Source organism: Amycolatopsis sp. cmx-11-51, assembly GCF_047608665.1.
Classification (GTDB): Bacteria; Actinomycetota; Actinomycetes; order Mycobacteriales; family Pseudonocardiaceae; genus Amycolatopsis.
Map to the genome: position 1 here is coordinate 22,198 of NZ_JADNQO010000018.1, position 22,655 is coordinate 44,852.

Here is a 22,655-nt window from a genome sequence, read left to right on the forward strand (position 1 = left end):
CGCCGGAGTCCGTTCAGGAGAGCTGGACGAGGATGAAGTTCGCGGCCTCGGCGTCGTGCGCGAGGTAGGTCTTCACCAGCTGCTGACCGGCGGCCGCGAGGTTCCGGTAGGCGGGTGGGACCGAGTCCGCCGCCGCGCGGACCGAACCGTCCAGATCGGACGTTCGGCTGTTGAACACGACACCGATCAGGCCGTGGCCGAACGTCCCTGGCTCCGGCAGCGTGCCCTTGATGGCGTTCCAGGCCGTCTCGAGATGAGTTCCTTCGGCGTCGATCACGGTCATCTCGTGAGCGGTCTCGACGGTGTGCATGTCGACGACATTCCCGCCGTTCATGCTGACGGTGTCTTCCGCGCTCATCGCTCGCCTCCCGCGATCCGCCGGTCCAGTTCGTGCAGCACGGGGCCGAGGCGCAGATCCGCCGTCGCGGCCGTGGTCTCGGCGGGGAAGTGTTCTTCGATGATGGCGAAGCCCTCCTCCTGCGCGAGTTCCGCCGCGCGATGGATGGTGCCCGTGATGGCCCGCGCGAGGCCCGCCGAATCGGGGACGCGGAAGATCCGCGGGTCGAGGCGCAGTTCCACCAGTTCGCCGTGGCCCCCGACGGTCGCGCTGATCAGCTCGTCCTCGGATTCGGCGGTGGCCCGGACTTCCGCCATCCGTCGCTGCTGGTCGCGGAGGCGCTGTTCAGTCCTCGCGTACCCGGCCCGCCTGTCGGTGAAGGTGCCCACTGTGCCTCCTCGATTCCGTCCGGCACGAGTCTTCCCGCAAGGGCGGTGCCGCGAGGCGGCGTGACAGGTTGCGGCCACCACGGTGAGATCCGGCGTGTCCTGCCCGACGATTGCCGAAATGAGACGACTTCCGGCACTCGCGGCGGCCGGTGCGCTGGCCGCGCTACACCTGGTCGGCGGGGCCGTTCCGGCGTTCGCGGCTCCTCCAGCGGGGGTGTGCAACGATCCCGAGCCCGCCCACGAACGCGTACAGACGCTCCCCTGGGCACAGCAGGCGCTCGATCCGCGACGGGTCTGGTCGCGCGGCCGGGGGGCAGGCGTGCTGGTCGCGGTGGTCGACTCCGGCGTCGACGCCGACCATCCCCAGCTGCGCAGGCCGGGGAAGGTGCGGACCGGCCGTGACTTCTTCTTGCCAGGAGGGCTGCCCGGTGCGTTCGACTGCGTGTCCCACGGCACCGGGGTGGCCGGGATCATCGCCGCCGATCCGTTGCCCGGTACCGGTTTCCACGGTCTCGCGCCGGACGCGGAGATCCTGCCCGTGCGGATCACCGACCGGGACATCAGCGACCGGGGAGAATCGCTGCGGATCAACCCGGACGCGGTGGCCGCCGGTATCCGTTACGCGGCCGATCAGGGCGCGCGGGTGATGAACCTGTCGCTGGCCGGGTTCAGTGATTTCCCCGCCATCCGGGCGGCGGTGGCCCACGCGGTGGCCAGGGACGTGGTCGTGGTCGCGGCGGCGGGTAATTCGCAGCAGAACGCGCCCGCCGGGCTGCCGTCCTACCCGGCCTCCTACGACGGTGTGCTCGGGGTCGGCGCGGTGGACCGTGCGGGAGCACGGATGGGCACGTCCCAGATCGGCCCGTACGTCGGTATCGTCGCGCCCGGTGCCGAGGTGCTGACCACGACCAGGGAGGACGGCCACGCCCAGGTCGACGGAACCAGTTTCGCCGCGCCGTTCGTCGCCGCGACCGCGGCACTGGTGCGCTCGGCGTGGCCGAGGTTGTCCGCCGCGCAGGTGATCCAGCGGCTGAAGGCCACGGCCGATCCGGCACGCGGTGGACGCGGCAGCGACGCCTACGGCGCGGGACTGGTCGATCCCTACCGTGCGGTGACCGACGGTCTCGATCCGGAGAAACCCGCGGCGATGCCCGCTTTCCTGCCGCCACCACCGGACAAGGCGGGACTGGAGCGGGCCGCGCGGATCGAGGAGACCGGGGTGACGGCGAAATGGCTGACCGCCGCCGCGATCGGCGCACTCGTCCTCGCCGGCTTGACGGCGGCGATCCTCCCTCGCGGGAACCGGCGTCGCTGGCGGCCGGGAAGGGTGACCGCCATGCCGTCCGAGCCGAGCGTGGCGGAACCGCCCGAGCAGGTGTTCCTGATCCCGCGGCGGTGACCGTGGCGGTGCGGTGGGCGGCGAGATCTCCGTCTGATCACGCGTAATCTCCGTCCAGTCACGTGAGATCTCCGTCTGATCACGCGGAACCGAACGTCAAGCAAGCAGGATCACGCGAAACCGGAGCGTCGTGCCGGGGGTCGCGAGGACGTCGGCGCGAGCCGAAGCGCCTGGAGCAGGCGTAGCGGGCTTCGTGGCGTCGCCGCCCACGCCCAGCCGTCACCCGAAACGAGAAAGTCCCGGCGAGCCAGGCCCGCCGGGACTTTCCGGTGTTCACCCACGAGGTTCAGCCCAAGCGGTTGATCGAACTCATCTTCGCGTTCACCAGGCCGTGGACACCATTGGTCACACTGCCGCTCAGGTTGTCGTGGCCATCCCACTGCTCATTGGCGAGCCGCTGGTGCTGGAGATTCTTCGCCAGCACGGCTTGGCCGTATTCGCCCTGCGCGCTTTCGTGGCTGAAACCCTGCGCGCGGCGCATCAAGAGATCGGTGTTGTCGCGTGCCGCGGCACCGGTCTTCGAAGTGTCCGCCGCGGTCTCGAGCGAGGCGCTCACATTGCAGGTGACCCGATCGGGGTTCATGACCATTCGTCTACCTCCCGTAGTTGAAGCCGCCGGCGGCCTGGTCATCGGCGGAGCCGTGGACATTCAGGCCGTAATGGATGTTGTCGGCGGTCTCGTTGTAGTCGCTGCCCACCTTGGTGACCTTCGTCCCGAGAAGCTCGAAGGCGTCGTTGGCCGCGATGTTCATCCGGCCGCTGTTCTGCGCGACCATCGCCTGGGTGATGCCGTTCAGCCGCTGCTGGCCGTCCTGGATCTGCGTGACGGACTCGTTCATGAACGACACTTCACGCTGGCCCGCCACCAGATCGAGATCGACGTCTGAATTCGCCATGGGGCACTCCTTCCTGTTCGCTGGATCGACGATCACGGTCCTTCCTCAGCGAAGGTAGGCGGCGTGACGCCCGCACTCGGCCGACCGGCATCTTCCTGCCATCGCCGCCGCCGGGACCGCGTCGCAGCGGACGATCCGGGGTATGTCGACAGTCGTCGTGAAGAGGCCCGCCCGCCGGTCGGCGCCGGACATGCCCGCCGGAGAGCTGCTTCTGCAGCCGCCGCCGGAGATCCCGCCACCGCCGGCCAGGCAGTGGACGCAGATCTTCATGGTGCTGCCGATGGTGGCCATGATGGCCGCGATGCTGCTGATGTACTCCGGCTCGATCGGCGGTTCCATGCGCTTCGTCGTCTACGGCTTGATGGGCGTCGGAATGCTCGGCATGGTCGCCATGGGTTTCCTGCAGGGCGGAGGTCCGAGCAAACGGGAAATGGGTTACGCCAGGCGAAAGTATCTTCGCCACCTTTCCCAGCACCGGTTGCGGTTGCGTCGCTCGGCCCGCAAACAGCGTGCCGCGATGGAGTACCTGCACCCGGATCCCGCTTCGCTGTGGTCGCTCGCCGCCAGCTACCGGCTTTGGGAGCGGCGCAAGGAAGACCCGGATTTCGCCGTCGCCCGGATCGCCCTGGGACGGCAGCGGCCCGCGCTCACCGTGGTCGCGCCGGACACGAAACCGCTCGAAGAGCTCGAACCGCTTTCCGCACTGGCGTTGCGCCGGTTCGTCACCACCTACGCCACGATCGACCATCTGCCGATCGCCATCGCGATCAACGGTTTCAGCCGGATCCACGTGCGCGGCGATCGCGACGGCGTGCTGGGCCTCCTGCGCGCGATGCTGGCGCAGCTGGCCGGCATGCAGTCCCCTGACGATCTGCGGGTCGCGGTGTGCGTCAGCGAGGATCGTCGTGACGACTGGGAATGGGTCAAATGGCTGCCCCACGCCCTGCATCCGGAGCGCACCGACGCGCTCGGGCCGCTGCGCCTGGTCGCCGCGACCATCCCGGCGCTGGAATCGCTGCTCGAAGAGGAACTGACCCGGCGCCCGAGGTTCGACCCGGAAGCGGGAACGCGGGTGCCCGGTCCGCATCTGGTGGTGGTGCTGGACGGGGGAGCGGTCGCCGGTTCCGACCACCTGATGACCGGCGGTGGCGTCGAAGGCGTGACCGTGGTGGACCTGAGCACCGTGCCGCCGAGGGCCTTCGACCGGACCACCGTGCTTCTCGACGTCGGCGCGGACGGCGGCCTGATCAGCGAAACCGTCGACGGCACCGCCCGGCTCGGCTACGCGGACATGCTCGGCGCGGTGGCCGCGGAAGGCCTCGCCAGGCAACTCGCCCCGCTGCGGTTGACCGCCGGTTTGCGCGGCGACGCACCGATGAGCAGCGAGCTCGGCCTCGCCGAACTGCTGGACCTGGGTGATCCCTTCGAATTCGACCCGGTCGACACCTGGGTGCCCCGGCCAAACCGGGACCGGCTCCGGATCAAGCTGGGTATCAAGGAAGACGGCACGCCGATCGACATCGACCTGAAGGAATCCGCCCAGGACGGGATGGGACCGCACGGCCTGCTGATCGGGGCGACCGGCTCGGGGAAGTCGGAGCTGCTGCGCACTCTCGTGCTGGCGCTCGCGGTCACCCATCCGCCGAACTCGCTGAACTTCGCACTGGTGGACTTCAAGGGCGGCGCCACTTTCACCCGGCTCGACAATCTCCCGCACACCAGCGCCGTGATCACGAACCTCGCCGACGAACTGCATCTGGTCGACCGGATGACCGACGCGATCAACGGTGAGCTGATCCGCCGCCAGGAACTGCTCCGGGCGGCCGGGAACTTCTCGTCCCTGCGTGACTACGAGAAGGCGAGAGCGGCGGGCGCGCCGTTGCCAGAGGTGCCGACACTGCTGGTGATCTGTGACGAGTTCTCGGAACTGCTTTCGGCCAAGCCCGACTTCATCGACATGTTCGTCCAGATCGGACGGGTCGGCCGGTCGCTCGGCGTGCACCTGCTGCTCGCCTCGCAGCGGCTGGACGAAGGCAGGCTTCGCGGTCTCGAAGCCCACCTGTCGTACCGGATCGGGCTGCGCACCTTTTCCGATATGGACAGTCGCGCGGTGCTCGGGGTGCCGGACGCGTTCAAACTGCCGAGGGCTCCTGGCCACGGCTTCCTCAAGGTCGGCACCGAGCCGATGGACCGGTTCCGTTCGGCTTACGTGTCCGGCGTGTACCAGCGCAGCACCGGGGCCGGTTCGTCCGCGTCCACCGCGGAGGCGTTCGCGCTGCACGAGTACACCACCGCTTACCTCGCCCCGGACCTCGACGACGACCCGGCGGAGGAGCCCGCGCGAGAGGACGATCCGGAGCAGGCCGCCGGCGAGACCCTGCTGGACATCCTGGTCGATCGGTTGGAAGGACAGGGAACCCCGGCCCATCAGGTGTGGCTGCCGCCGCTCGGCGAGTCGCCGACCCTTGATCAGTTGCTGCCCTCGCTGGTCATCCACCCGCAGCGCGGGGTGACTCCCCGGTCGGCCGGGTCGGCGGGAGCGCTCCGCCCGGTGCTCGGCGTCGTCGACCGGCCCTTCGAGCAGCGGCGGGATCCGTTGACGCTGGATCTGGCCGGCGGCGCCGGGCACGTGCTGGTGCTCGGCGGTCCTCGCGCTGGCAAGAGCACCGCGCTGCGCACGCTCGTCACGAGCCTCGCGCTCACCCACACGCCGAGGGAGACCACGTTCTACTGCCTCGATTTCGGCGGCGGCACGCTCGCCTCGATCGCGGGCCTGCCCCACGTCGGCGGTGTTTCCGGCCGCCTCGACACGGGCGCGGTCCGCCGCACCGTCGCCGAGGTGGCGACGGTGCTCGCGCAACGGGAGCGGCTTTTCGCCCAGCATCGGATCGACGGGATGGCCACCTACCGCAAGCTCCGTGCGGAGGGCCGGTTCGCCGAAGACCTCCACGGCGACGTATTCCTCGTCATCGACGGCTGGCTGACGCTGCGCAACGATTTCATGGATCTCGAAGAGACGGTCAACGACATCGCCGGGCGTGGCCTCGCCTTCGGTGTCCACGTCATCGCCGGCGCCACCCGTGCCTTCGATCTGCGGATGAACGTCAGGGATCTGTTCGTCAGCACGCTCGAGCTGAAGATCGGCGATCCGATCGATTCGGCCATCGACCGGCGCGCCGCGATGAGCGTGCCGCCCGATTCCCCCGGCCGGGGTGTCGCGATGACCGGGCACCAGATGCTGGTGGCGCTGCCCCGAGTGGACGGAGTGAGCGGCACCGAGGATCTGGCCGCCGGGGTGGCCACCCTCGTGGACGCCGTCGAGAAGGCTTGGCCGGGTGAGCCCGCGCCCTCGGTTCGGCTGCTGCCGACAGTCCTGCCGTACGCGGAACTGCCCGCCGCCGACGAACTGTCCGGTCCCGACGCCGGATTCGCCGTCGGCATCCACGAACGAGACCTCGGCCCGCTGCGCCTCGACTTCGCCGATGACCCGCACTTCCTGGTGCTGGCGGACATCCGCAGCGGCAAGACCGGCTTCCTCCGGGTGCTCGCCAGGCGGATCTGCCAGGCGTACACCCCGGACGAGGCACAGATCGTGCTCATCGACCACCGCCGGGGACTGCTCGGTGAGGTCGATGACGAACACCTGATCGGCATGGGTGTCAACGACGCGCACAGCACCGAACTGCTGGCACAGGTGGCCGAACGGCTGGCCGCCCGCCTGCCTGGACCGGACGTCACCACCGAACAGCTGCGGAACCGCGGCTGGTGGACCGGGCCGGACATCTACGTGCTCGTCGACGACTACGACATGGTGGCGACGCACAAGGACCATCCGCTGTTCGCGCTCTTCCCGTTGATCGCGCAGGCTTCGGACATCGGCCTGCACGTCGTGCTCGCCCGGCGCAGCGGCGGTGCGGGCCTCGGCCTCGGCGAGCCGTTCCTCGCCAGGCTGCGAGACGTCGGCGCGTCCGGCCTGATGATGTCCGGCGACCGCGACGAGGGTCCGTTGCTCGGCGGGATGCGCCCGCAGGTGCTGCCGCCCGGCCGGGGCTGGCTGGTGGACCGTCGCGGTGGCAAGAGCCTGACGCAGATCGCTTGGCTGCCACCGAAGGAATGACCGCGCGCGTGGCCGCTTCCTGTCGCGGCCCGCCCGCCACGTCGCCGGCGTGGTTGCCTTCAACCGGGGAACGAATAGCAAGGAGCGGACATGGGATCCGACGAAAACGTCGACGGTGACACCGCGGCGATGGTGCAGGCCGCCCAGAGTTTCAACAACATCGTGCAGGACGTCCCGAAGCTGATGGGCCGTTCCGTCGACGCCTCGTGCGGCAACGGCTTGACCGAGTGCGGGCCGCTCGTGCAGGCCGATGCCTATGCGACCAAGGCACTTCAGACGTTCGTCCAGGACGTCAGGTACGGCATCGCGGCCTACGGGAAGTTCGCCCAGAGCTCCGGGATCGCCTACCGCGACGCGGACCAGGCGGGCGCGGCGGTGCTCCTCAACGGCTGGCGCGACGATCGCGGGGCCGGGCTTCCCGACCAGACGAAGGCGCTCCCACCAGGGGTGCCCGGCGCACCGCAGGCGAAGTAGGAGACCGGTATGGGCGGCGTCCTCGAGGGTATCTACGGGTACACCTTGCTCTCGTTCAACGAGCAGTACACCAAGATCAGCGCGGAACGCGCGCACGTCCCGAGGCTCACCGCGGCGGCCGACATGTGGGACGAGGCCGCCACGTGGATCACGGACAAGGTGGGCTCCTTCCACCAGCAGGTGGAAAACCTCGTCTCACACTGGCCGGACCAGGCGGGAGACGCGTTCCGCGTGGTCGCGAACCGGGACATCGACGCACTGCGTTCCTGGGTGCAGACGCCGGACGCGCAGATCCCCGTGACGAGCGGGGTCGTCCTCCCGATGCTGCCCGGCCTCCAAGCACAACTGAACCGTCCTTCGCACGGCATCACGATGTCCAATGTGGCCAATCGGCTGCGTGCCCTGTCCGACGACATCGAGCGCACGTTCGTCTACCTGGACGGTCTGCGTCGCGACTACCTCGAACTGGTGAAAAGGCCAGGTGTCCAGGACGAGGACAAGAAGGCACTGGAGAACGATCTCCGCGTGAAGGGCGGGGCGGCACTGGACAACCTCGCGAACCACTACCGCGATGTGTCAGGGAACGCGCTGCCCGACGCCAAAGGACTGTCGTGGACCGGCCCGCGCAGCGCGGTGGTCCCGAAGCTGACATCGGATTCGCCTGCCGCCGACACCGGCGGCAACGGTGGGGATCCGAGCAGCACCGGTGGAGACACGGGAGCGCCGGACCCCGGCGAGACCCCGCCGCGGGAGCCGGCCGAAACACCTGAGACCCCCGAGGAACAGAAGCCGCTCACGCTCCAGGAACAGCTCGATCTGGCGTCGCAGGGGCTCGACACCGCGGGCAAGGTGGTCGATCTCGGCGGAAAGGTCGCGGAGCAGTTGCTCGGCTCGGGTGGGACCGGATCGGTGGACGTTCCCGAACCGGGGACCGTGCCGAACCCGCTGGACGGCTGGAAACCCGGCGACCTGCCGGCACCGAGCGGCCTTCCCGGCGCGGGCGATCCGCTGGGCCTGCCGAGTCTCGCCGGTCTCGCCGATGGCGGCGGCGGGGCCGGCGGTGGCCTTGGCGCGGGCGGGATCGGCGCGGGCGGGATCGGCTCCGGTGGCACTGTTCCTCCGGCGCAGGGAATCGCTTCGCCCTTGGCCGGTGCCGCGGGGTATGCGAACCGGCTGCCGGGAATCGCCGCGGCGTCAGGCGCGGCCGGCGGGACGGCTGGCGGAAGTCCCGGGATGATGCCTATGTATCCGCAGGGTGGCGCGGGCGGGCGAGCGGGCGGCGACATCAGGCCGGGAGCCGCCGAACACGTCAACGCTGTCCGCTCGCGCAAACCCGAGGGCAATCCCGGGGTCGCTTTGCGCGGAAAAGCGGGCGCCCCGCCGCGGCCACCGGTCACCCGCCGGCGCCCGGCCGTCGAGAACGACGTCGCGCATGTGCTCGACGAAGACCTGTGGCAGGTCGACCCGGCCACTGATCAACCGGGATATCGCACCGGATACTAGAAGGAGGGGCTCATGTCCGACCTCGTCGACGGCAACACCAGTTCGATGTTCGCGTACTCCCAGCAACTCAAGGCACCCCCGATACCGGCGTCGGTCACCACCGGCCTCGCCACCCCGGCGAATCTGTCCGGGATGGTCGAGAGCGCGCTCTTGTCGGTGCTGGACGTGGCCGTCACCGCCGAGATCAACGCCTATCTGGGCTTTGTCACCGCGGACATGGTCACCTACGGCGCGAAGGTCAAGCAGGCGGCCGCGACCTATTCCCTCGCCGACCTCACCAGCGCGCTCGACCTGGCCACCTCCGGAGCCGAACTCGGCGAAAAGGTGATCGGCGTCGCCAAGCAGGTGGCAGGAGCAGGCGACGCGCAGTCCGGCACCACGGATCCCACCAAGACGGCCGCGGGCGAAGACTCGCGGCAGACGACCTAAGGAGCCTCTCTTGTTCCCGTATGGCGTGCTTCCGATGGAAGTCATAGTCGGGTGCATCACGCAGACACAGGCCTGCGTCCCGGTCCTCACCGAGAAGTCGAAGATGTGGAAGGAGGCGCGTGGCTGGGTCGAAGACGCCAAAGTGGAGTTGCAGACCCGCGCGAACAACCTGGCCCCGGACTGGACCGACGACGCGGGCCGGGCGTTCGAGGAGAAGACCAAGCAGTCACTCGCCGACTTGACGATGTGGGGTCAGCGGATCGACGACTCCAAGGTGTCCGAGACGCTGGCTTCGCTGGCCGCCACCCTTCCTCAGACACAGGGGATCGTGATGGGCCTCTACGGGGAGTACTTGGGGCTGATATCCAATCCCTTCACGGCCCCGTTGGCGATCGAGGTCCAGCAGAAGGCGGGCGCGTGCTTGAGCGCGTTGGGCAGCCGTTTCGACACGGCGATGCTGTCGATGTGCGCCGCCGCCGGAATCGCGAATCCGGCGGACCTTCTGCCAGGGTTCCCCGAGATCACCGGTTCCGCCGCGGACGCGGTGAAAACGGCCGACGCGGCGGTGAACCTGCTCACCGAGGTGCAGAGCCTGACCGAGTCACTCGGAAGTGGGAGCGGGGCGAGTCTTCCGGACTCGTCCGGTCTTCTCGACGGCTGGACCGGTTCGCAGCCGCCGCCCGCGTCGATTCCGGGCACCTCGTCGGCGGGAAGCGGGCCGACGCTGGCCGGGCTGGCGCCGAACGCCTTGGCGCCCGGTAACTTCGCGGGCGCCCCGTTGGGTGGCCTCTCGGGGGGCGGGCTGCCCCCGACCGGCCTGGCTTCGTTGCCACCGATGCCGCTGGGGACGCTCGGCGCCGCCGGCGGGCTCGGCGGGATTCCGGGGGCGCCGCGGGCAGGCATGGGAAAGCGCGCCACCACTTCGGCCATGGAGATCACGCCAGGTGGCACCGTCGGTCCGGCGGGCGCCGCGAGTCCGGCAGGTGGCGGCATGATGCCTCCGGGAGCGCAGCAGCATTCGTCGGGGGCGGCCGGAGCCGTGCGGCCGGGCGCGGCCGAGCATCCCCACGAAAGGTCCGGTGAGGATCGGCGGCCCGCGCTGGGCACCGACGGTGTGATGGCGGCACTCCGCGGCAGGGCGGTCGATGCCGAGGGCAACGGCTTCACGATGCCCGGCCACCGCCGGGTGGCCGAGTCGGACACGGGATCGCTGCAACTGCTGGAGGACGACACCTGGCAGTGACCGACGCGGCGCCGTGACCGGTGGTGCCGCCGGTGCGAAAGTGGCGGCCTGGACACCCGATCACGCGTGTCGTCCACTTGATCACGCGAGTCGTCCGTCCACGCACACAAGCCGTCTGTGCGGGAAGGGCGAACTCGCGTGATCAGGCGGACGACACGGCGGCGCGCACCGCGCGCGCTATCCCACGGGCTCGACCGGCTCCGGATGTGCCATGCTCGACAGCGCACGAGGCGGCGAAACCGAGAGGTGACGAGGGTGTCCATCTGGGCAGGCGTGATCAATTTCGTCCGGGCACGGTACGAAGTGCTCGAAGAACGGGGCGACTGGCTCCGGTTCCGGGTCGACACCGAGGACGGCCGCGGCCAGCAGGTCACCCTGCACCATCTGCCGGACCACGACGGGTTGGAGTGGGTCGAACTCTCGTCCCCGGTCGGGTGGGCGGACAAGATCGACCTGCGGCGCCTGCTCGAACTGGCGGGCGGCGACTCGGTCGGCGGCGCGGCGATCGTGGACGGCGTCGCCCTGCTCAAGCACACGATCCCGCTGGCCGACCTGAACCTGCAGAACGAGTTCGGGCATCCACTGACGTCCCTCGTCACCCGCGCGGACGCCTTCGAACACGAGCTCACCCGAGCCGACGAGTTCTGATAGGACGGTAGAACGTGAAGGGCCTCTTGCTCGCGACGTGAGCAAGAGGCCCTTCACGTATTTCGAGAGATCAGAGGCGCTCCTGCAGCGCGTCCGCGGCGGCGAGCAGGTCCGCGGCCCAGCGGGCCCCCGGCTTACGCCCTATACGTTCGATGGGCCCGGAAACCGACACCGCGGCGACCACGGTGCCCGTCGAATCCCGTACCGGCGCCGAGACACTCGCCACACCCGGTTCCCGCTCCGCCACGCTCTGGGCCCAGCCGCGACGGCGGACTTCGAGCAGTGTGCGCTCCCCGTACACCGCCTCGGAAAGGATCGTCCGCTGCGTGTGCGGATCCGACCACGCGGCGAGCACCTTCGCGCCGGAGCCCGCGGTCATCGGCAGCCGTGAACCGATCGGCACCGTGTCACGGAGACCGCTGGGCGGTTCCGCGGTCGAAACGCAGACGCGCTGGACGCCGTCGCGGCGGTAGAGCTGAACGCTTTCCCCGGTGATGTCGCGCAATTTCGGCAGCACCGAACCCGCCGCGTCGAGCAGCGGGTCGGTCGAACCGCCCGCCAGTTCCGCGAGCGCGGTGCCCGGCCGCCAGCGTCCGTCCGGGCCGCGGCGCAACAGGCGATGCACCTCGAGACCGACCGCGAGCCGGTGCGCCGTCGCGCGCGGCAGACCGGTCCGCGTGCACAGTTCCGCCAGGCCACAAGGATCTTCGGCCACGGCCTGAAGCACGGCCACGGCCTTGTCGAGTACTCCGATACCGCTATGCTGTCCCACAAGCCGATACTATCTTCCCGAAGTTTGAGATGTCCAGATGGTGGGAAGTACCGATTTCACCGCATGTGAGGAGCCGGAAATGCCCCGGACACTGGCCGAGAAAGTGTGGGAGTCGCATCTGGTGCGGCGCGGCGAGGGGGCCGAGCCCGACCTGCTCTACATCGATCTGCACCTGCTGCACGAGGTCACCAGCCCGCAGGCGTTCGACGGACTCCGCCTGGCCGGCCGGAAGCTGCGCCGCCCCGACCTCACCATCGCCACCGAGGATCACAACGTCCCGACGATCGACATCGAGCTGCCGATCGCGGATCCCGTGTCCCGCACCCAGGTCGACACCCTTCGCAACAACTGCAAGGAGTTCGGCGTCCGGCTGCATCCGATGGGTGACGCCGAACAGGGGATCGTGCACGTCATCGGCCCGCAGCTCGGCCTGACCCAGCCCGGGATGACCGTGGTGTGCGGTGACAGTCACACCTCGACACACGGCGCTTTCGGCGCGATGGCCTTCGGGATCGGCACCTCCGAGGTCGAACACGTGATGGCCACGCAGACCCTGCCGCTCCGTCCATTCAAGACGATGGCGATCACGGTCGACGGCGAACTGCGTCCCGGTGTCACGGCGAAGGACGTCATCCTCGCCGTGATCGCGAAGATCGGCACCGGCGGCGGGCAGGGCTACGTCCTCGAATACCGCGGCGAAGCCATCGAAAAGCTGTCGATGGAAGCCCGGATGACGGTGTGCAACATGTCCATCGAAGCCGGCGCGCGCGCCGGGCTCATCGCTCCGGACGAGACGACGTTCGCGTATCTGAAGGGCCGTCCGCACGCTCCGCGGGGCGCCGACTGGGACGCCGCCGTCGAGAACTGGCGCGAACTCCGCACGGACGACGACGCCGTCTTCGACGCCGAGGTGCACCTGAACGCGGAGGAGCTCACGCCTTTCGTGACCTGGGGCACGAACCCGGGCCAGGGTCTCCCGCTGAGCGCCGAGGTGCCCGATCCCGAGCGCATCGGCGACGAGAACGAGCGCATCGCCGCTGAGAAGGCCCTGTCCTATATGGACCTGAAGCCGGGCACACCGCTGCGCGAGATCGCGGTGGACACCGTCTTCCTCGGCTCGTGCACGAATGGCCGTATCGAGGATCTGAGGGCCGCCGCGGACGTCCTGCGCGGGCACAAGGTCGCCGGGTCGGTCCGGATGCTCGTCGTCCCCGGCTCGATGCGTGTCCGCCAGGCGGCCGAAGCCGAAGGGCTGGACCAGGTCTTCACCGAAGCGGGCGCGGAATGGCGTCAGGCGGGCTGCTCGATGTGCCTCGGCATGAACCCGGACCAGCTCAAGCCGGGCGAGCGCAGTGCGTCGACCTCGAACCGCAACTTCGAAGGCAGGCAGGGCAAGGGCGGCCGGACGCACCTGGTCTCCCCGCTCGTGGCGGCCGCCACGGCCGTGCGGGGAACCCTGTCCAGCCCCGAAGACCTGCGGCCCGCCACCGTCCGCTGACATCGCTGACATCCGCGAAGGAGTTCCCACCCATGGACGCGTTCACCCACCACACCGGCGTCGGGGTCCCGCTGCGCCGGTCCAACGTGGACACTGACCAGATCATCCCGGCGGTCTACCTCAAGCGCGTGAGCCGCACCGGCTTCGAGGACGGGCTCTTCGCCGCCTGGCGCTCCGACGAGTCGTTCATCCTCAACGAAGAGCCCTTCAAAAGCGGGTCGGTCCTGGTCGCGGGCCCGGACTTCGGCACCGGTTCTTCCCGTGAGCACGCGGTGTGGGCACTGATGGACTACGGCTTCCGTGCCGTGATCTCCGCCCGGTTCGCGGATATCTTCCGCGGTAACTCCGGCAAGCAGGGTCTGGTCGCCGCTCAGGTCGAGCAGGCCGACGTCGAACTGCTGTGGAAGCTGCTCGAAAACGAGCCCGGGACGGAGGTCACGGTGGACCTCGAGTCGAAGACGGTACGAGCCAAGGACTTCACCGCGCCCTTCCAGATCGACGACTACACCCGCTGGCGGCTCCTCGAAGGGCTCGACGACATCGCCCTGACACTCCGCCACGCGGAGGAGATCGACACTTTCGAGTCCCAGCGCCCCTCCTGGAAGCCGGTGACCCTCCCGGCGGCCTCTTTCTAGGGCTCGTCGAAGGGGGCGGATTCCCTTGCTGAGCAGGGAATCCGCACCCCGGACGAGGGTCTGCGCGACTGCCCCGAAACCACACCGAACGGCACCTCGAGAGGCCCCTGAGGGGTCCCTCGGGAGGCGGAACAGCCCCCGAGACAAGGGAAATTTCCGCGCGTCGTTTGGAATTTGTGCTGCATTGGTAATACCGTGTGCGCTAAGTCGGCCGACGGGGCCGTGTACAAGTAGTTCTTCTTGGAGGACTGGAATGGCCAACAAGGCCCAGCTGATCGAGGCGCTGTCGGAGCGCCTGGGCGACAAAAAGGTCGCGTCGGAGGCCGTTGATGGCCTTGTCGACATCATCATCCGGACGGTCAACAAGGGCGAGAAGGTGAACATCACCGGTTTCGGTGTGTTCGAGAAGCGCGCCCGCGCCGCCCGCACCGCGCGGAACCCGCGCACCGGTGAGACCGTTCGCGTCAAGAAGACCAACGTGCCCGCTTTCCGCGCCGGTACGACCTTCAAGGACGTCATCAGCGGTTCGAAGAAGCTGCCGAAGGCCACCGCTGCGAAGCGCGCGACCACCGGCACCTCCACCACTCGGACCGCCGCCACCCGCGCGACGACGACCCGGACGGCCGCCAGCCGCCCGGCCGCGACGCGTAGCACCACCACGCGGACCCGCGCCGCGGCCGCCACCACGCGTACGGCTGCGAAGCCGGCCGCCAAGGCGACCGCGACCAAGGCCGCCGCCAAGACGACCGCCACCAAGGCGGCGCCGAAGACCGCGGCCAAGGCCACGACTCGCGCCACCACGGCCAAGAAGGCGACCGCCACCAAGGCCGCCGCGAAGCCGGCCGCCAAGGCGACTGCCGCCAAGGCTCCCGCGAAGAAGGCTCCGGCCAAGCGGACTTCGGCTGCCGCGAAGAAGAAGTAAGCTCCCTCTTCCAGAGTGAGCCAACGGCAGGGCCCCGCGCACGGCGCGGGGCCCTGCCGCATTTTTCGGGAGGCCAGTCGGGACCAGTGCGCCGCGGCCGTCTCCTTTCCCCTCAACGCCCTTGAGAACGGGTGTCCGGGTAAAACGGGTACCGGAACGGATCCGCGGCGGTCTGTGGGCGAATGTGCCGTGCCTACGGTGGGTCGCTTCGGAACGGTGCCACTCTTCGTAGAACCGCGCGGGCGTCCTGGTCACTCCGATGGCGCATCGTCTTTTTTCCAGAATTGTCCTCCACAGTGGAGCGACGATCGTCCGCATCGGGCTGTTACCGCTGGACAACGCCCCGCGAGACGAAGCCCGTTGCGGTGGCTGAACTCACTTCGCGGCGGATCCGCCTACTCACAAGCACTTCGGACTTTGCTTCGCTCGGACACGGCTGGAGTAGAGACGCATCACCCAAGTGGGGGAGTCGCCTGGTGGAACGCGGCGCGGGGTGAGCGTTGGTCCGGTGGCTCCTGTCGCGCGATGCCCACCTGAAATACATGAAGGGGGCCTTCAGGTACTTGGGGTCGAGTTTCCTCGCTGAGCCGCGTGAAGGGGTCCTTCACACGCCACCGTGGTGCTGAGGCGACCGCCGAGTGTTCCGAGTCCGTGAAGGACTCCTTGAGGGACTCTGGGTCCCTCAAGGAGTCCTTCACGGACCGCGATCCTGATTGCCACTCACGTCCCCGGCGGCGCTCTGTCCGTGTTCCCAATGAGGCATGGGGAACATCCACCCCCAGCGCGTGAAGGCGCGAATCAAGCTCAGGGATGCGCGGGAGCGGGCGTGGGCAGAGGCGACGCGAAATAGTCCGCCGCCACCAGCACGGGCCCGTCCTCTTCGGTCGGCGCCCGGAACGACAGCACCCAGAACGAGCCCTTCTTCGAAGGCACCACACCGCCACGCGCGGCGGTCAGGTCGACACCGTCGCGATCGGCGAGCGCGCTGACGACGTCCGGGATCACACCGCCCTGGCTGGAGATCACCGGCGTCCCGCCGTCGCCCGCGATGGCCAGCAACCGTGCGACACCGAGTACCGGGTCCGGCCAGTAGCCCTCTTCCGACAGCAGCGGCTCGTGCCGGATCTCGACTTCGAGATCTTCGGCGAGCCCGTTCACCGTCTGGACGCAACGAAGCCGCGGCGCCGACAGCACCCTGCCCGGCCCGTAGTGCCGTAGCAGTGAACGCAGCGCTTCGGCCTGCCGCTGGCCCGCGTCCGACAGCGGCCGCAGGTCGTCGTCGCCGTTCCACTCGTCACGCTTACCGGCTTTGGCGTGCCGCACCAGGATCACCGTGGTGAGTTCGGGCGGCAGCGCGGAGAACTCGCGCAGCACCCGCACGTCACCCGGCCGCGTCAGTAGTTTCTCCGCGGTCTCCGCGTCGAGCCAGCGCAGTTCGTCGACCTCCTCGTTCGGGGCGAACGCGCCGGAAGCCACGTGGGCGGAGAAGTAGTCGACGGTCTTCGGCGCTCCCGCCACGGTGTACTCGGTCCGGAACAGGTACCGGCCGAGCACTGCCTCGAACCCGGTCTCTTCCTGGATCTCGCGGACCGCGGCTCGCGCGATGGTCTCGCCCGGATCCAGTTTTCCCTTCGGCAGCGACCAATCGTCGTAGCGCGGCCGGTGGACCAGCGCGACCTCGACGCGGTCCCCGTTCCGACGCCAGAGGACGGCCCCGGCCGCCCGCACGACCCCGCTCATCCGGCGGCTCCGTGTCGTTTCGCCAGTTCGACCTGGTGGTCGCGGACGTCGTCGCCGGTCGCGGGGAACGGTGTCCACTCGCCGGTCGAGTTCAGCACCCAGCACCGGGTCGCCGGATGCAACGCGGATTCGAAGATGTAGTCCAGTTGCGCCGTCAGCTTCGGATCCTTGACCCGCACCAGCGCCTCGATGCGGCGGTCGAGGTTGCGGTGCATCATGTCCGCGCTGCCGATCCACCGCGTGCCGCCCGCGCGGAAGGTGAAGATGCGCGAGTGCTCCAGGAAACGGCCGAGGATCGAGCGCACGTGGATGTTCTCGCTCAGCCCTTCCACACCCGGCTTGAGTGCGCAGATGCCGCGTACCACGACATCGACCGGCACTCCGGCCTGCGAAGCGTGGTACAGCGCGTCGATGATCTGCTCGTCGACGAGCGAGTTGCACTTGATCCGAATCCCGGCGGTCTGGCCGGCGCGGGCGAGTTCGATCTCCTCACCGATCGCGCGCACGATGCCGCGGCGGATCCCGTGCGGTGACGTGAGGATGTTGCGGTAGGTGTCCTGGCGGGAATACCCGGTAAGCACGTTGAACAGATCCGTCAGGTCCGCGCCGATCGTCGGGTCGGCGGTCAGGATGCCGAGATCCTCGTAGAGGCGCGCGGTCTTCGGGTTGTAGTTGCCGGTGCCGATGTGGCAGTAGCGGCGAATGGTCGAACCCTCCTGGCGCACCACCATCGACACCTTGCAGTGCGTCTTCAGCCCGACGAGCCCGTAGACCACGTGCACGCCCGCGCGTTCCAGTGTGCGGGCCCAGGTGATGTTGGCCTGCTCGTCGAACCGCGCCTTGATCTCGACCAGCGCGACGACCTGCTTGCCCGCCTCGGCGGCGTCGATCAACGCGTCGACGATCGGGGAGTCGCCGGAGGTGCGGTACAGCGTCTGCTTGATCGCCAGCACCTTGTCGTCCGCGGCGGCCTGTTCGATGAACCGCTGGACGCTGGTGGAGAACGAGTCGTACGGGTGGTGCACGAGGACGTCTTCCTCGCGAAGCGTCGCGAACACCGACTTCGGCGTCTCGCGCTCACCGAACGCCGGATGCGTGGCGGGCACGAAAGGACGGTCCTTGAGTTCCTTCCGGTCGACACCGGAAAGCTGGTGCAGGCAGGTCAGGTCCAGCAGACCCGGGACCTCGACGACGTCACGCGGGTCGACCTCCAGTTCGCGCAGCAGCAGTTCGAGCATGTGCTCGCTCATGTCCTGCGCGACTTCGAGCCGCACCGGCGGCCCGAACCGGCGCTGGGCCAGTTCCCGTTCCAGTGCCTGGAGCAGATCCTCGTCCCGGTCCTCTTCGACCTCGAAGTCCGCGTTACGGGTGACCCGGAACACGTGGTGCTCGGTGACCTCCATGCCGGTGAACAGCTCGCCGAGGTGGGCGGAGATCAGTTCCTCCAGCGGAAGGAACGTCCCGGTGCGGCTCTCTCGCGGCTGCTGCTCGATCCGCATCAGGCGCGGCACGTTGCTCGGCACCTTGACACGCGCGAACCGCTCGGTGCCGCCCTCCGGATCGCGGACGGTGACCGCGAGGTTGAGCGAAAGACCCGAGATGTAGGGGAACGGGTGCGCGGGATCGACGGCCAGCGGTGTGAGCACCGGGAAGATCTGCTCGCTGAAGTAGTTGGACAGCCGGAGCTGGTCGGCGCCGGTGAGGTCGTTCCAGCCGACGATGTGGATGTCTTCGGCGGCCATCTGCGGCCGAAGGTGCAGCTCGAAGGCCTTCGTGTGGCGCTCGACCAGATCCTGGTTGCGTTTGGCGATGTACGCCAGTTGCTCGCGCGGGGTGAGCCCGTCCGCGCTGCGGACCGGGAGGCCCGTCTCGTCGCGGCGCTTCAGCCCGGCGACCCGCACCATGTAGAACTCGTCCAAATTGGACGCGAAGATCGCCAGGAACTTGCCGCGTTCGAGCAGCGGCTGCGATTCGTCCTCGGCCAGTGCGAGCACGCGCGCGTTGAAGTCCTGCCATGACAGCTCACGGTTGAAGTACCGGTCGTCGGGCAGTGTCTCGACGGCGGTGGGCGCGGACGTCACCGCGGGAGGCGCGGTGGGTAGCGCGTGGAACTCCTGGGCTGGACGGCTCGCCGAACCGCCGCGGGTCGCACGGGGGGTGCCGTTGCTCTTCGCGGGACTGGTCTTTCTCGCCCTGACGGGCTTGGTCGCGCCGTTGTCCGGTTCCGGTTTCGCGGCAGAGGTCTTCCGCTTCCTTGCCGAGTTCGGGATGCCGCCGTCGTTTGTGCTCACGGGCTTCATTGTTCACCACTCGGCCCGATTATGTGCACCGCGCGCGGGTCGTCGGGGTGAACTCTCGTCACATCACCACGCAGGGTGTCCCCAACAGCGTTGAGGTGCGCTTTCCGGCACCCAGGGTGCGGACGTGAGCGAGATCATCCGCGGTGTCCACGTCGGCGCGGAGCGATCCGCCCGCGAGCGTGAGCGGGGTCGCACCGGACGCGGTGTGCGCCCGCGCGGAACCCCCGCCGAACCGGGGTTCCAGCGGACGGCCCGCCCCCGAGAGCAACAGTGTCGTGCCCGTTCCCTGCCGGTCCGCGACGAATGCCCGATGCCCGGCGGCTTCGGCGAGCGCGGCGGTGAGATCTTCGGTCCGCAGCGCGGGAAGGTCGGCCTGCAGGGCACCGACGAGACCGGACGGCGTGTCCCGGCGCAGCAACTCCTCGCCGTGCCGCAGTGCCGCGTTCAACCCGCCTCGCGACGGCTCGGCGACGATCTCGACGCCCAGCTCGGTGAGATCCGCCACCGACGCCGGGTCGGCTGCGATCACCAACACCCGGCGGATCCCGTCCGCCGAGGTCGCCGCCGACAGCGTGTCGTAGGCCAGCGCCAGTACCAGTTCGGGGTGCCGCTCGGGCACGACCGCGCCGCGAAGCCGCGACTTGCCCTCCGCCGGGCGTTTCATCGGCACGATCAGGTCGATGCCCACACTGTCCACATCTCTCTTCTTACCCGACCCTCCCTGGACCGCGCTCGCGTGCGCGCGGCAGGATCAAGGGCTTGGGACGACACGTGTGACTTCGAGGAGGACGATTTGGCCCGGCGTGAGAAGGGCGGCATCTGGGTTGGCATCGCCGCCGCACTGTTCTACCCGGCGACGGCCATCGGCAAGCGGGTCTACCGCAACACCGAGCGGATCCCCCGTGAAGGCGGCGCGCTGCTGTTGCTCAACCACGTGTCCCATATGGACCCGGCGGTGGACGCGGTGTTCGTGCACCGCCAGAAGCGGGTGCCGCGTTTCCTCGGCAAGGAGGCGCTGACCAGGACGCCGGTCTTCGGCAAGATCTTCGTCGGCGCGGGCCAGATCCCGGTCTCCCGTGGTTCGGCCGCCGCAGGCGACAGCCTCAAGGCCGCCCACCAGGCGCTGCGGGACGGCAAGGTCGTCGTGATCTATCCCGAGGGGACGATCAGCAAGGACCCCGACGGCTGGCCCAAGAAGCCCTTCACCGGTGCCGCGCGGCTCGCGCTGGAGACCGACGTGCCGGTGATCCCGATCGCCCGCTGGGGCACGAACCACATTTTCAACGGCTATACGAAGAAGTTCACGCCGTTCCCGCGCAAGAAGATCACCCATCTGGTCGGGGAGCCGATGGACCTGTCCGCCTACCGGGACGGGTCGACGCGCGGCGCGTCCAAGCTGCGCGAGGTCACCGAGCTGATGATGACCGAGATCACCGCCCTGCTCGCGGAAATCCGCCAGGAGGAACCGCCCGCGAAGAAGCCGGGGGACGACGCCTGATGGCCGGAACCGCCGCCGAGGTCCAGCGCCTGACCGTGCTCGGCGCGGGGTCGTGGGGAACGGCGTTCGCCAAGGTGCTCGGCGATGCCGGACGTGACGTGACCATCTGGGCCCGGCGGCCGGAGGTCGCGTCGGAGATCCGGGACCGCCACCGCAATTCGTCCTATTTGCCCGATATCGAGCTGCCCGCGCGGATCACCGCGACGGCGGACCCGGCCGAGGCGCTCGACGGCGCGCAGGCCGTGGTCCTCGCGGTGCCGAGCCAGACACTGCGGACCAATCTTTCGGAGTGGTCCGGTCTGCTGCCGTCCGGGACGATCCTGGTGAGCCTCGCCAAGGGCGTCGAACTGGGCACCCTCAAGCGGATGAGCGAGGTCATCGCCGAGATCGCGCGGGTCGACGACGGCCAGATCGTGGTCGTTTCCGGGCCGAACCTCGCGAAGGAGATCGCGCTGGGGCAGCCGTCGGCCGCGGTGCTCGCGTGCACGGACCACGACAACGCCAAGGCGATCCAGCGGGCGAGCTTCAACCAGTACTTCCGGCCGTACACCAACACCGACGTCGTCGGCTGCGAACTGGGCGGCGCGTGCAAGAACGTCATCGCGCTGAGCTGCGGGATGGCGGCCGGGCTGGGGCTCGGCACCAACACGATGGCGACGCTGATCACCCGCGGGCTGGCCGAGATGGCGCGGCTCGGCGCGAGACTCGGCGCCGACCCGCTGACCTTCGCCGGACTCGCCGGCGTCGGAGACCTGGTGGCGACATGTTCGTCGCCGTTGTCGCGCAACCGGACCTTCGGTGAGCGGCTGGGCCGTGGCGAGACCTTGCGGCAGGCGCTGGACGCCGGGGGCGGGCAGGTCGCCGAGGGCGTCAAGTCGTGCACGTCGATCCGGGAACTCGCGCTGAGCCTCGGCGTCGACATGCCCATCACCGACGCGATGCACCGCGTGTGCCACGAAGGGGTCGACCCCCGGCAGGCCGGAGCCGAGCTGCTCGGACGGTCGCAAAAGCACGAGTGGTCCTGAGAACGCAAGGAAGACCGCACGAACGAGACAGACCAGGGCGGATTCGTGCTGCCAGCATGGTCGGCAGGTGCAGAACTCACGGTCCACGGGGTGAGATCGGTTGACCGCCGGGCTCCGCACTGGTTCGCTGAGGGCATGTTCGCACGTGGGATGACTGTGTCGCGGGGCCTCTCGGGTCTTGGCGCTGTGGCGTGTGCGTCGTGTTCCTGTTGTCGGTGAACCCCGCCCCGGCCCAGCTCGACACCACTTCCTTCTGCGAGGACTCTTTCATGTTCGCCGTCCCGGACAACACGCTCGTCATTCCCGAAAACCCCGCCCTGCGCCACCCGGTGCGCGTCGCGATCGAGTTCGCGGCGGATCGTGACCGCTGGCGGCACCTGCTGCGCTACGACCCCGAGGAGCGGTTCTCCGCGCTCGTCGACAGCGACGAACTGCAGGAGGTCTGGCTGATGAGCTGGCTGCCCGGCCAGCACACCGACCTGCACGACCACGAATTCGCCGCGGGCGCGTTCACCGTCGTCAGCGGGCACTTGAGCGAGACCGTCGCCCGGCGCGCGTCCGACGGACGGGCGGTGACGGAACTGCATTCGCTGTCGGCGGGCCAGTCGCGCGTCTTCGGCCCCGGCTACATCCACGAAGTGCGCAACGAGGGCCCGGACCCCGCCGTGAGCGTGCACGTCTACCGGCACCAGCCCCGCGCCATGCGCCCGTACCACCTGGACCCCATCTCGGGCCCGATCCGGGACTAGCCCTCTCCGCAATTAGTCCTCTAGTTGCGGTCCTTGCACACGCAACTACCGCAACTAGAGGACGAATTGCGGTAGATGAGG

The 22,655-nt window shown here is 69.0% G+C and carries 21 protein-coding genes; 13 read left to right on the top strand and 8 right to left on the bottom strand.

Annotated elements, in window-relative coordinates; genetic code table 11:
* Positions 1 to 13: 13 nt before the first annotated feature.
* Together ACM6LU_RS34550 and ACM6LU_RS34555 are read right to left on the bottom strand one after the other, a co-directional pair.
* Complete coding sequence (locus ACM6LU_RS34550) at positions 14 to 358, bottom strand: hypothetical protein (RefSeq protein ID WP_414942056.1); 345 nt, start codon at positions 356 to 358, stop codon at positions 14 to 16.
* A complete protein-coding gene (locus ACM6LU_RS34555) occupies positions 355 to 726 on the bottom strand; it encodes a YbaB/EbfC family nucleoid-associated protein (RefSeq protein ID WP_414942057.1) in 372 nt (123 codons plus the stop codon). The genes ACM6LU_RS34550 and ACM6LU_RS34555 overlap by 4 nt, the downstream gene beginning before the upstream one ends.
* A gap of 118 nt (positions 727 to 844) precedes the next feature.
* Here ACM6LU_RS34555 and mycP point away from each other — a divergent pair, with 118 nt between their 5' ends.
* Positions 845 to 2,125 (top strand): type VII secretion-associated serine protease mycosin, encoded by a 1,281-nt coding sequence (gene mycP, locus ACM6LU_RS34560; protein WP_414942058.1) that lies wholly within the window; start codon positions 845 to 847, stop codon positions 2,123 to 2,125.
* A gap of 286 nt (positions 2,126 to 2,411) precedes the next feature.
* Here the strand turns inward: mycP and ACM6LU_RS34565 are convergent, their stop codons facing one another.
* A complete protein-coding gene (locus ACM6LU_RS34565; RefSeq protein WP_414942059.1) occupies positions 2,412 to 2,708 on the bottom strand; it encodes a hypothetical protein in 297 nt (98 codons plus the stop codon).
* A 10-nt stretch (positions 2,709 to 2,718) separates the two neighbouring features.
* On the bottom strand, positions 2,719 to 3,021 hold the full coding sequence (locus tag ACM6LU_RS34570; RefSeq protein ID WP_414942060.1) for a hypothetical protein: 303 nt from the start codon (positions 3,019 to 3,021) through the stop codon (positions 2,719 to 2,721).
* Positions 3,022 to 3,163: 142 nt separating this feature from the next.
* On the opposite strand from ACM6LU_RS34570, the gene eccCa reads away from it, so the two are divergent.
* The 6 genes from eccCa (at position 3,164) to ACM6LU_RS34600 (ending at position 11,435) form a co-directional block, all read left to right on the top strand.
* Positions 3,164 to 7,138 (top strand): type VII secretion protein EccCa, encoded by a 3,975-nt coding sequence (eccCa, locus tag ACM6LU_RS34575; protein ID WP_414942061.1) that lies wholly within the window; start codon positions 3,164 to 3,166, stop codon positions 7,136 to 7,138.
* Between the two features lie 90 nt (positions 7,139 to 7,228).
* Positions 7,229 to 7,612, top strand: a complete 384-nt coding sequence (locus ACM6LU_RS34580; RefSeq protein WP_414942062.1) for a hypothetical protein — start codon at positions 7,229 to 7,231, stop codon at positions 7,610 to 7,612.
* 9 nt (positions 7,613 to 7,621) lie between these two features.
* Entirely contained in the window at positions 7,622 to 9,115 is a 1,494-nt protein-coding gene (locus tag ACM6LU_RS34585; protein WP_414942063.1) for a hypothetical protein, read from the top strand.
* Positions 9,116 to 9,127: 12 nt separating this feature from the next.
* On the top strand, positions 9,128 to 9,544 hold the full coding sequence (locus ACM6LU_RS34590) for a hypothetical protein (protein WP_414942064.1): 417 nt from the start codon (positions 9,128 to 9,130) through the stop codon (positions 9,542 to 9,544).
* Between the two features lie 34 nt (positions 9,545 to 9,578).
* On the top strand, positions 9,579 to 10,787 hold the full coding sequence (locus tag ACM6LU_RS34595) for a hypothetical protein (protein ID WP_414942065.1): 1,209 nt from the start codon (positions 9,579 to 9,581) through the stop codon (positions 10,785 to 10,787).
* Positions 10,788 to 11,042: 255 nt separating this feature from the next.
* Positions 11,043 to 11,435: a hypothetical protein gene (locus tag ACM6LU_RS34600; RefSeq protein ID WP_409490076.1), complete on the top strand. Its 393-nt coding sequence runs from the start codon at positions 11,043 to 11,045 to the stop codon at positions 11,433 to 11,435.
* A 70-nt stretch (positions 11,436 to 11,505) separates the two neighbouring features.
* Here ACM6LU_RS34600 and ACM6LU_RS34605 read toward each other — a convergent pair whose 3' ends face one another.
* Positions 11,506 to 12,207 carry an IclR family transcriptional regulator gene (locus tag ACM6LU_RS34605; RefSeq protein ID WP_076162773.1) on the bottom strand — a complete coding sequence of 234 codons (702 nt, stop codon included), beginning with the start codon at positions 12,205 to 12,207 and terminating at the stop codon, positions 11,506 to 11,508.
* Positions 12,208 to 12,286: 79 nt separating this feature from the next.
* On the opposite strand from ACM6LU_RS34605, the gene leuC reads away from it, so the two are divergent.
* The 3 genes from leuC to ACM6LU_RS34620 all read left to right on the top strand — a co-directional run bounded on the left by leuC (position 12,287) and on the right by ACM6LU_RS34620 (position 15,262).
* Positions 12,287 to 13,705, top strand: coding sequence for a 3-isopropylmalate dehydratase large subunit (leuC, locus tag ACM6LU_RS34610; protein ID WP_414942066.1), 1,419 nt, complete (start codon positions 12,287 to 12,289; stop codon positions 13,703 to 13,705).
* A gap of 32 nt (positions 13,706 to 13,737) precedes the next feature.
* A complete protein-coding gene (gene leuD, locus ACM6LU_RS34615; RefSeq protein ID WP_414942067.1) occupies positions 13,738 to 14,340 on the top strand; it encodes a 3-isopropylmalate dehydratase small subunit in 603 nt (200 codons plus the stop codon).
* 253 nt (positions 14,341 to 14,593) lie between these two features.
* On the top strand, positions 14,594 to 15,262 hold the full coding sequence (locus ACM6LU_RS34620; RefSeq protein ID WP_414942068.1) for an HU family DNA-binding protein: 669 nt from the start codon (positions 14,594 to 14,596) through the stop codon (positions 15,260 to 15,262).
* A gap of 804 nt (positions 15,263 to 16,066) precedes the next feature.
* On the opposite strand, the gene ACM6LU_RS34625 is transcribed toward ACM6LU_RS34620, so the two are convergent.
* Genes ACM6LU_RS34625 through cofC form a run of 3 tightly spaced genes read right to left on the bottom strand, consistent with a single transcriptional unit; the run spans position 16,067 to position 19,990 of the window.
* Positions 16,067 to 17,002 (bottom strand): NUDIX hydrolase, encoded by a 936-nt coding sequence (locus ACM6LU_RS34625; RefSeq protein ID WP_414942069.1) that lies wholly within the window; start codon positions 17,000 to 17,002, stop codon positions 16,067 to 16,069.
* Positions 16,999 to 19,302 carry an RNA degradosome polyphosphate kinase gene (locus ACM6LU_RS34630; protein WP_414942070.1) on the bottom strand — a complete coding sequence of 768 codons (2,304 nt, stop codon included), beginning with the start codon at positions 19,300 to 19,302 and terminating at the stop codon, positions 16,999 to 17,001. The genes ACM6LU_RS34625 and ACM6LU_RS34630 overlap by 4 nt, the downstream gene beginning before the upstream one ends.
* Positions 19,303 to 19,360: 58 nt before the next feature.
* Positions 19,361 to 19,990, bottom strand: a complete 630-nt coding sequence (cofC, locus tag ACM6LU_RS34635) for a 2-phospho-L-lactate guanylyltransferase (RefSeq protein ID WP_414942148.1) — start codon at positions 19,988 to 19,990, stop codon at positions 19,361 to 19,363.
* A 105-nt stretch (positions 19,991 to 20,095) separates the two neighbouring features.
* On the opposite strand from cofC, the gene ACM6LU_RS34640 reads away from it, so the two are divergent.
* The 3 genes from ACM6LU_RS34640 (at position 20,096) to ACM6LU_RS34650 (ending at position 22,574) form a co-directional block, all read left to right on the top strand.
* Complete coding sequence (locus ACM6LU_RS34640) at positions 20,096 to 20,800, top strand: lysophospholipid acyltransferase family protein (protein WP_414942071.1); 705 nt, start codon at positions 20,096 to 20,098, stop codon at positions 20,798 to 20,800.
* Positions 20,800 to 21,825, top strand: a complete 1,026-nt coding sequence (locus ACM6LU_RS34645; RefSeq protein WP_414942072.1) for an NAD(P)H-dependent glycerol-3-phosphate dehydrogenase — start codon at positions 20,800 to 20,802, stop codon at positions 21,823 to 21,825. The genes ACM6LU_RS34640 and ACM6LU_RS34645 overlap by 1 nt, the downstream gene beginning before the upstream one ends.
* Before the next feature lie 269 nt (positions 21,826 to 22,094).
* Positions 22,095 to 22,574: a cysteine dioxygenase gene (locus tag ACM6LU_RS34650; protein ID WP_414942149.1), complete on the top strand. Its 480-nt coding sequence runs from the start codon at positions 22,095 to 22,097 to the stop codon at positions 22,572 to 22,574.
* Positions 22,575 to 22,655 lie beyond the last annotated feature (81 nt).